The sequence below is a fragment of the Promicromonospora sp. NPDC019610 genome (assembly GCF_044389365.1).
Classification (GTDB): Bacteria; Actinomycetota; Actinomycetes; order Actinomycetales; family Cellulomonadaceae; genus Promicromonospora.
In genome coordinates, this window is the sequence record NZ_JBIRXX010000001.1 from 1,806,722 (window position 1) to 1,815,173 (window position 8,452).

Sequence of the window (8,452 nt, forward strand, 5' to 3'; positions counted from 1 at the left end):
CTGGCCCCGATAGTCTCGGGGCGTGACCAACGCACGCGTAGCCCTTGCGACCTGTTCCCAGCTGCCCGACCTCGACAAGGACGACGTGCCGCTGATCGCCGCGCTCGCCGAGCGCGGCGTGACGGCCGAGCCCGCCGTGTGGGACAGCCCGGCGGTCGACTGGCAGGCCTACGACCTCGTGCTGGTCCGCTCCACCTGGGACTACTCGCCCCGCCACGACGAGTTCCTCGCGTGGGCGCGCTCGCTGCCCAAGGTGGCCAACGGCGCCGACGTCATCGAGTGGAACACGGACAAGCGGTACCTGCGCGAGCTCGAGGCCGCGGGTGTCCCCGTGATCCCGACGATCTGGCTCGACCCGCAGCGGCACCTGTCCAAGCGCGCCGTGCACACCCGCATGCCCGCGTTCGGCGACTTCGTGGTCAAGCCCGTCGTCAGCGCCGGCGCCCAGAACACGGGCCGCTACCAGCCGGTGTCCGCGCAGTCGCGCGGCAAGGCGATCGCGCACGCCACCCGCCTGCTCGACGACGGCCGCTGGGTCATGATCCAGCCCTACGTCACCTCCGTGGACACCACGGGCGAGACCTGCCTCGTGTTCATCGACGGCGAGCTCACCCACGCCGTCCGGAAGAACGCGCTGCTCACCGGGCCGGCCGAGGACTCGGGCGAGCTGTACGCGCGGGAGGAGATGGCGTCGTTCGAGGCCACGCCCGACCAGATCGAGGTGGCCCGCCGGGCGCTCGACGTGGCGCGCGCGGCCACCGGCTCGGACCTCACCTACGCCCGCGTGGACCTCGTCTCGGGCGACGACGGCGTGCCCATGGTCATCGAGCTGGAGCTCACCGAGCCGTCGCTCTGGATGAAGTACGGCACGGGCGTCGAGGGCAAGCTCGCCGACGCCGTGGTGAAGCTGCTCGGCTGAGCGCGGCGCCGCCGTCGGGCACCGGCGGCCGTGCGGCACCGGCCGGCGTCCGGCACCGGCGGCCGTGCGGCGACGCGAAAGGGCCCCTCGCCTGAGCGAGGGGCCCTTTGCACATGGGGTGAGCGACGGGACTTGAACCCGCGGCCCTCGCGACCACAACGCGATGCTCTACCAGCTGAGCTACGCCCACCATGCTCGCCGATCGTGGACCGGCGACCGTCGAAAAGCATACATGGTCAGCGGCCACGAACCGAACTCAAATCTACGGAGCGAGCTGCTTCGTGACGGACGTCTCGGCGACGCTCGCCGCGGCGGCGCGCGCGGTCGCCGTGTCGGGGCCGGGCTGCGCGGGGAACAGGACCTCGCGGTAGTAGCGCAGCTCGTCGATCGACTCCAGGATGTCGGCCAGCGCGCGGTGCCCGCCGTCCTTCTTGGGGGAGGCGAAGTAGACGCGCGGGTACCAGCGGCGCGAGAGCTCCTTGATCGAGGAGACGTCGATGATCCGGTAGTGCAGGTACTCCACCAGCTCGGGCATGTGCAGGTCGAGGAACGACTTGTCCGTGCCGACGGAGTTGCCGGCCAGCGGAGCCTTGCCCGGCTCGGGCACCCACTCGCGGATGTAGGCCAGGATCTGCTCCTGGGCCTCCTCCAGGGTCAGGCCCTCGTCGAGCTCGTCGAGCAGGCCGGACGTGGTGTGCATGGTGCGGACGAAGTCGTTCATCTGCGCCAGCGCCTCGGCGGGCGGCTTGACGAGGACGTCGACACCGGTGCCCAGGACGTTGAGATCGGAGTCGGTGACGATCGCGGCGACCTCGATCAGCGCGTCGGCGCGCAGGTCGAGGCCGGTCATCTCGCAGTCGATCCAGACGATGCGCTCGTTGGGGTTGGGAAGGCTCACCGGCCCAGCCTATTCCGTCCGGCGCCGGGGGTGTTCCGCTGGGTGCGGTACAGGAGTGCGGTACGGGGGCGCGGTACACGGGCGCGGGCTGCGTTGCGCCTGCCGGGCGTGCCGGGGCGCGAGGTCGGCAGTCTGCTGGCCGACGTCGGTAGTCTGCTGGCCGACGTCGACGGGTGGGCCGTGCCGTGCTGCTCGACGTCGGCACATTCCTGCGAGGTCGGCAGTTGGCATCGAGGTCGGCACAGGCCTGTGCCGACCTCGATACAGACTGCCGACGTCGATACAGACTGCCGACGTCGATACAGACTGCCGACGTCGTGGGCATGCGGCGCCGGCCGGGGTGCACGAAGGCCCTTCCGCGAGGCGACGAGGTCGCTCGGGGAAGGGCCCAGGGTGTCCGACGGCGGTCGGGGTGCTGTTGCTCGGCGGATCTGTCGGCCGACGGGTCGGCCGGCGGGCGGATCGGGCGACCGGCCGGATCAGGCGAGCGGCCGGCCGGTCAGATCAGGCGGAACCGCTTGGCGCGCTTGGCCGTGCGGCGCTCGGGGCGCTCCCGCAGAGCGCGCTCCTGGGCACCGGCGACCTCCGCGCGGCGGGCGATCTCGGCGACCTGTGCGCGGCCGATGTAGTAGGCGGTCTGGGCATGCATGTCCGTGGTCCTTCCAGGGGTGGGGAGAGGTGGCGGTCGCAGCGGGCGTGCTCCGGCCGGGTCGCGGTCGGTGCTCCTCAGTGTTTCCGTCGTGTTACATCATCCCAGATTCCGGAAATGCCGCGCAAGGCGGACAGGGGTGACGTGCAGCACCCTGTCGCAGGTCAGCGGCGTGCGGAGCCGTCTCTGGGGGTCATGTCCGCACAAAGAACGAAGCAGAGCGTGTGGGGGACACACGCTCTGCTTCGGGGACGTCGGCCGCGCCGGTCGCCGGTGGCGTTCCGGCGGGCGCCGTACGGGTCATGCGGACCGCACGCGCAGGGCGGGTGCCGGTGCGCGGTGGTCGCGGTGTGCGGCGCGGGCCTCGGCCCGGCGTCGCTTCTGCTCCTCGCGGAGCCTGCGTGAACGCCGGTGTTCCTCGGCGTCCTGGAGGCGCTCCCGGTGAAGGGCCTGCGCCAGCTCGTACTCGGTGTGCACGTGAGTGCCTTTCGTGACGCTGGATTGCCGGTCTCCCGACAGGAGGGTCTGGCCGGACCCTGTCCACCGCCCGGTATGGGACCGGACGGACGTCACCGCGGTGTGCCTTGAGCCTCCCAGGAGTCGGCGGTGCGGCGCACGGCTTTATTCGGGCGAACTCGCTAAAGATTCCTTGCGCAAGTTCTCTTTAGCGTTCTACGCTCGGCGCATGCCCGAGCAGAAGCAGCCAGAGGTCCAGGGGTTCACGCGGCCGACGCCGCCGGAGGACGCCGTCATCTCGCAGACCGACGCCATCAAGGCGATGACGCACCCGCTGCGCATCCGGCTCCTCGGCCTGTTCCGTCCCGGTGTGGAGCTCACCGCCACCCAGTGCGCAGAGCGCACGGGCGAGTCGGTGGCGAGCTGCTCGTTCCACCTGCGCCAGCTCGAGAAGTACGGGCGCGTCGAGCGCGCCGAGGCGCACGGCAAGGAGCGCCCGTGGCGGGCAGTGGGCAGGGGGTTCAGCGTGCGCCCGGACATCGCCGACCCGGAGGCGTGGCCCGCCGCGCAGGCGTTCGGCAGCATGTTCCTGGCCGAGCAGTTCGCCGCCCTGCAGCGCTGGCTCGCCGACGCCGGCCGGGACGACCCGGCCTGGGTGTACGCCAGCACCCAGACGGCCCAGGAGTTCTGGGCGACGCGCGACGAGCTGGACGACCTCTCCCGGCGGCTGGAGGAGATCACCGCCCCGTTCCGCGGCCGCGCGGTGGACGCCGCCCAGCGCCCGGAGGGTGCCCGCCGCGCGCACCTGTTCGGCGCGGTCTGGGCCGAGATCCCGGAGCCGGAGGGCGAGGACGCATGACCACCACCGAACCGCCGGCCGACCCCGCCCGGTACCTGCGCACCCCGCTCTTCCGGACCCTCGTGGTGGGCTGGACGCTCGCCAACGTGGCGGACTCGCTGCTCACGCTGCTCATGGCGGTGTGGGTCGCGGACCTGACCGGCAGCGCCGCGCTCGGCGGCCTGACGTTCGCCCTGCTGGGCCTGCCCGCGCTCGCCTCCCCGTTCCTGGGGTATCTCGCGGACCGGGTGTCCCGGCGGCGCATGCTCGTGGTCGCCTATGTGGTGGGCGCCCTCGGGCTGGTGCCGCTGTTCTGGGTGACCCGGCCGGACCAGGTCTGGATTGTCTTCGCGGCGACGATGGTGTACTCGTCGGTCGCGTACGTGACGGGCGCCTGCCAGTCCGGCCTCCTCAAGGACCTGCTGCCGAACGAGGCCCTGGGGCACGCGAACGGGCGGCTCTCGATGATCGACCAGGTGTTCCGCGTGGCCCTGCCGCTGGTCGGCGCCGCCGTGTACGCGTTCGCCGGCGTGGTGCCGCTGGTCGCCGTGGCGATCGCCGGTTTTGTCGGCGCGGCCGTCGTGCTCGGGCTCGTGCGGGTCACGGAGTCGCCGTTCGAGGGGGAGTCCGGCGAGTCGTACCTGGCGGCGACCACGGCCGGGTTCCGGCACCTGTTCGGCACCCAGCCGCTCGGCGGGATGACGTGGAACGCCGTGATCGTGTTCGCGTCGGTCGGCCTCGTCAACGCCGTCGTCTTCGCGGTGCTCGACGGGCTGGGTCTGCCGCCGGCCTGGCTCGGACCGTTGACCGTGCTGCAGGGCGTGGCAGGGTTCGTCGCCGGTGCGGTCACGCCGCGCCTCATGCTGCGGTACGGCCGGCCGCGCGTCTACGCGCTCGGCATCCTCGCCGCGGGCGTGTCCCTCGTGCCCTTCGCGTTCCAGTGGGTCGTCCCGGCCGTCGCGGCCCAGGCGCTCCTCGGGTTCGGGGTGACCGCCGCGATCATCGCGTGGGTCACCGAGCGCCAGGTCGCGACCCCCGACCGGCTGCAGGGCCGGGTCGCCGCCGCCGGGCACCTGGTCAACAACCTGCCGGGCACCGTGGTGACGGCCCTCGGCGCGGGGCTGCTCGCGTTCGTCGACTACCGGCTGCTGGTGCTCGCCAACGTGATCGTGGTGGTCGGGGCCGGGCTGGTCGCCCTGCGCCTGCGCCGCACGCCCGACCCTGACGTGTCAGACGCTCAGGTCACCCGGGTGACCTGAGCGTCTGACACGTCAGGGTCAGGCCTCGCCCGGGAGGGCCTTGCGGATCACCAGCCGGGTCCACGCGCCGAGGAAGATCCGGTCGTTCTCCTCGATCTCGCGGCGCACCCCCTGGGTCAGCGGGCTGTCCGGCAGCGGGTCGCCCGCCGCCGCCACGAAGGTCCCGTTCGACGAGCCGAGATCCTCGACCCACCAGCGCTGGCCGTCCGTCGTCAGCTGGCAGTGCCGCCGGGACACCCCGGGGTCGCTGCCGCAGTCGATGTCCGGGTGGATGCCGCGTGACCGCGACGGCCGCCCCACCAGCAGGCTGCGCTGTCGCAGCGTGACGAGGCCGGGCAGGCCCGCGGACGGCATCGGGTCCTCCGGCCGCTCGTGCGCGTACCAGTCGGGGTCCACCCAGATCTCGGCCACCCAGGCGTCGTCGCCCGGGACGGGCGGCGCGGCGAGCCCGCCGCCGTCCGGCGACGGCGCGGGGCCGGGCGCCGGGACCGGGGCAGAGGCAGGCGCCGGGGCGGGCGCAGGCACACCGGCCGACGACGACGTCCCGGCCGGCGTCGGCGCCGAACCCACCGGCACGGGCGCCGACCCGGCCGGACCGCCCGCGGACGCCGCACCGGCCCCCGCGACGGAACCGCTCGCGGGCTGCGTGGCGTCCAGGTCGCCGAGGTCCAGGCCGGACGTCGGCGGGGGCGGCGGCGCCGGCGTCCCGGTGGTGAAGTCGTACCCGCAGTTCTCGCAGAACAGGGAGTCGGCGGGGGACAGGTCGCCGCAGTTCGGGCAGGTCACGGGTCCGGCGGAGGTCTCGGCGGGTGCGGCCGACGCACCGGGCGCGCCGCTGCCGGTCGCGGCGCTCGCGGGTGCGGCGGACCCGCCGGACGACGCGGCGCCCGCGGGGATCGGCGTGCCGCAGACGTCGCAGTAGTCCGTGGACTGGCTGGTGTGTCCCTCCGGACAGACGACGGTCATGCGCGCCGGACCCGGGTGGTCTTGGTGGAGGCGGTGTCGAGTGCCATCTCGTCCAGCTTGGCGGTGTTCCGCTTGAGCCGCACGGTGCCCTCCTCCTCGTTCTCCACGTCCACGATCTTGCGCAGGCGTGACGTGGCCTCGTCGTTGCCGGTCTCGGCGGCGAGCTGCACGGCGCGGCCGAGCTTCACGGTCGCCGTCGCCTCGTCGCCCGCGGCCTTGGCCGCCAGGCCCTCCTGGATGGCCGAGGCGAGCTCGGCCTGGCCCGTGTAGTGCGCCACCTCGGGGCTGATCCGGGCGGTGAGCGTGGAGTCGTCCGACCACTTGGCCTTGACCAGGCCCGACGCCTGCACCTCGCCGCCCACCGCGACCTGGACCCGCGCCGCGAGCTGCTCCGAGCCCACGGGCTTGGCCGCCACCCGCACGGCCACGTGGTAGTCGCGGGTCTCGTCGGCCCAGGCGCCGGTGGGGTAGCCGCTGGTCAGCGGGTTCACCTCGGTGCGGCGGCCCGTCAGGTCGTCCACCTCGGGGGCCACCTGCTTGACGAACAGGACCTGCGACCCCTGCGGCGCCCACACCCGCAGGTCCACCGCGGAGACGCCGCGCGCCATGGACTTGCGCACCAGGGCCGCGAAGTCCTCGGCGATGTCCTCCGGCCGCGCGATGAGGTCGACGGTGCCGAGCAGCGCCGTCGAGATCTTGCGCAGCTCCCCCACCACCCAGCGGTCGCCCACGCCGCGGGCGTCGCACTGGAAGTGCCCCGTGACGTCCTCGATCATCCGGTCCAGGTGCATCGACGGCTCGGACTCGTTCTTGCCGTCGGTCAGCAGGATCAGGTGCTTCTGCGCCGCCGGGACCGTGGCGAACAGGTCGTCCGCGAGCCGCAGCCACGTCGAGATGGCCGTGCCGCCGCTGGCCGACATGGTGGAGATGGCGCGCTTGGCCTCGGCGCGGGCACCGGGCTCCATCGCCACCATCGGCACGCGGGCGTTGGGGTAGGGGAAGATCCGGGTGGCCACGTGCGAACCGCCGATGATCGCGAACAGCGTGCCGTCCGGGATCTGGTCCACGGCGACGGCGGCGGCGTGCTTGGCGGCCTCCATGTTGCGGCCCTGCATGGACCCGGACGTGTCGACGGCGACGATCTCGGCGACCTGTCCCGCGCTGCCGGCGTCGGTGGTGGCGCTCGTGCCCGCGGCGGGGCCGACGGCCCCGGCCGTGCCCGCGCCGGTGCAGGTCACGGACACGATGGCGTGCACGTCGGTGCCGCCGTCGGACAGGAACTCGTTCTGGAAGACCTCGGCGGAGAACTCGGCCACGGTGGCTCCTCTCGGTTACGGCAGGCTAGCGCTGCTCGGTGACAGTCGGGGCGATCCGGGCGAGCGCGGCGGTGATGTTGTCCCGTCCACCCTGGGCGTTGGCCCAGCGGACGAGCGCCGACGCGGCGGCGTGGGGCTCGCCGCAGCCGGCGAACCTGCGCACGAGCTCGCCCATCTGGTGCGCGTCGGAGCAGTAGTTCCACAGGCCGTCCGAGCAGACCAGCAGCCAGCCGGGCCCGGACGGGACGGTCGCGGCACAGCGCGCGTCGGTGTCGGCGGCGTCGGGGCCGAGCCAGCGCGTGATGGCGTGCGCCTGGGGCGACGTCTCCGCCTGGGCGCGCGGCACGCCCGCCGCGATCATCTCCTGCGCCCACGAGTCGTCGACGCTGAGCTGCTCGGCCGGCCCCTCGTCCGGCAGCCAGTACACGCGCGAGTCGCCCAGCCACCCGGCGACGATCAGGTCGTGGTCCACGACGGCGGCCACGAAGGTGCACGACGGCGGGTCGTCCGCCACGTCGGTGCCCTTGGTCGCGGCGAGCTGCTCCGCCGCGCCGCGCACCGCCTGGCCGGCCGCGCGCGACGCGGCGACCATGGCGTCGGTCCAGCCGGCGATGCGCCGGCTGGTGGCGCCCGCGACCGAGCTGGACCCCTCGGGCCCGTAGGCCACGAGCACGTCCCGGGCGGCGCGGCTCGCGGCGAGCGAGGCGACGTCGGAGTCCGGGGCGCTGGAGACGCCGTCGCACACCACGAGCGCGGCGAACGCGCTGCTCGCGGCGAGCGCCATCGCGTCCTCGTTGCGGGCGTGCCGGATGCCCCGGTCGCAGACGCCGGCCACCCAGGCGGCCGGGCGCTCCTCGAAGTGGTCGCGCTCGGACTGGCCGGGGGTGCCGCAGTCGGTGCAGTAGCCGTCGTCGGCGATGACGCCACCGCAGGCCGCGCACTTGCGCCGCCCGGCCTCGCCCGTCGCCGGGTCGAGGTCCAGCACGGTGGGGGCCACGTCCAGGGTCACCTCGGACGGCAGGGACGGGTCGTCGGCGACGGCGGCGAGCGAGGTACCGCAGTTCTCGCAGAACCGGGCGCGCGGCGCCGCGCTCTCCCCGCAGCTCGGGCAACGGACGAGGACACTGTCTTCGGCGCTCATGTCTCGGTCG

Annotated in this window: 9 protein-coding genes and 1 tRNA gene; 3 read left to right on the forward strand and 7 right to left on the reverse strand. The window is 73.6% G+C overall.

Features of this window, described 5'->3' with window-relative positions; translation table 11 throughout:
- Nucleotides 1-22 precede the first annotated feature (22 nt).
- Nucleotides 23-919: a RimK family alpha-L-glutamate ligase gene (locus ACH45N_RS08080; RefSeq protein ID WP_397392845.1), complete on the forward strand. Its 897-nt coding sequence runs from the start codon at nucleotides 23-25 to the stop codon at nucleotides 917-919.
- Between the two features lie 114 nt (nucleotides 920-1,033).
- Here ACH45N_RS08080 and ACH45N_RS08085 read toward each other — a convergent pair.
- The 4 genes from ACH45N_RS08085 to ACH45N_RS08100 all read right to left on the reverse strand — a co-directional run bounded on the left by ACH45N_RS08085 (nucleotide 1,034) and on the right by ACH45N_RS08100 (nucleotide 2,943).
- Nucleotides 1,034-1,109, reverse strand: a tRNA-His gene (locus ACH45N_RS08085).
- A 72-nt stretch (nucleotides 1,110-1,181) separates the two neighbouring features.
- Nucleotides 1,182-1,817 (reverse strand): oligoribonuclease, encoded by a 636-nt coding sequence (gene orn, locus ACH45N_RS08090; RefSeq protein ID WP_397392847.1) that lies wholly within the window; start codon nucleotides 1,815-1,817, stop codon nucleotides 1,182-1,184.
- A gap of 499 nt (nucleotides 1,818-2,316) precedes the next feature.
- A complete protein-coding gene (locus ACH45N_RS08095; RefSeq protein WP_397392849.1) occupies nucleotides 2,317-2,466 on the reverse strand; it encodes a hypothetical protein in 150 nt (49 codons plus the stop codon).
- A 300-nt stretch (nucleotides 2,467-2,766) separates the two neighbouring features.
- A complete protein-coding gene (locus tag ACH45N_RS08100) occupies nucleotides 2,767-2,943 on the reverse strand; it encodes a hypothetical protein (RefSeq protein WP_397392851.1) in 177 nt (58 codons plus the stop codon).
- A gap of 208 nt (nucleotides 2,944-3,151) precedes the next feature.
- Here ACH45N_RS08100 and ACH45N_RS08105 point away from each other — a divergent pair, with 208 nt between their 5' ends.
- Together ACH45N_RS08105 and ACH45N_RS08110 are read left to right on the forward strand one after the other, a co-directional pair.
- Nucleotides 3,152-3,781, forward strand: a complete 630-nt coding sequence (locus ACH45N_RS08105; RefSeq protein WP_397392853.1) for an ArsR/SmtB family transcription factor — start codon at nucleotides 3,152-3,154, stop codon at nucleotides 3,779-3,781.
- Nucleotides 3,778-5,019, forward strand: a complete 1,242-nt coding sequence (locus tag ACH45N_RS08110; RefSeq protein WP_397392855.1) for an MFS transporter — start codon at nucleotides 3,778-3,780, stop codon at nucleotides 5,017-5,019. The genes ACH45N_RS08105 and ACH45N_RS08110 overlap by 4 nt, the downstream gene beginning before the upstream one ends.
- An 18-nt stretch (nucleotides 5,020-5,037) precedes the next feature.
- On the opposite strand, the gene ACH45N_RS08115 is transcribed toward ACH45N_RS08110, so the two are convergent.
- From ACH45N_RS08115 to ACH45N_RS08125, 3 genes are read right to left on the reverse strand one after another with little or no spacing between them, the layout of a single operon-like run.
- Entirely contained in the window at nucleotides 5,038-5,985 is a 948-nt protein-coding gene (locus ACH45N_RS08115; protein WP_397392857.1) for an FHA domain-containing protein, read from the reverse strand.
- Nucleotides 5,982-7,301 carry a VWA domain-containing protein gene (locus ACH45N_RS08120; RefSeq protein ID WP_397392859.1) on the reverse strand — a complete coding sequence of 440 codons (1,320 nt, stop codon included), beginning with the start codon at nucleotides 7,299-7,301 and terminating at the stop codon, nucleotides 5,982-5,984. The genes ACH45N_RS08115 and ACH45N_RS08120 overlap by 4 nt, the downstream gene beginning before the upstream one ends.
- A gap of 25 nt (nucleotides 7,302-7,326) precedes the next feature.
- Nucleotides 7,327-8,442 (reverse strand): protein phosphatase 2C domain-containing protein, encoded by a 1,116-nt coding sequence (locus ACH45N_RS08125; protein ID WP_397392861.1) that lies wholly within the window; start codon nucleotides 8,440-8,442, stop codon nucleotides 7,327-7,329.
- Nucleotides 8,443-8,452 lie beyond the last annotated feature (10 nt).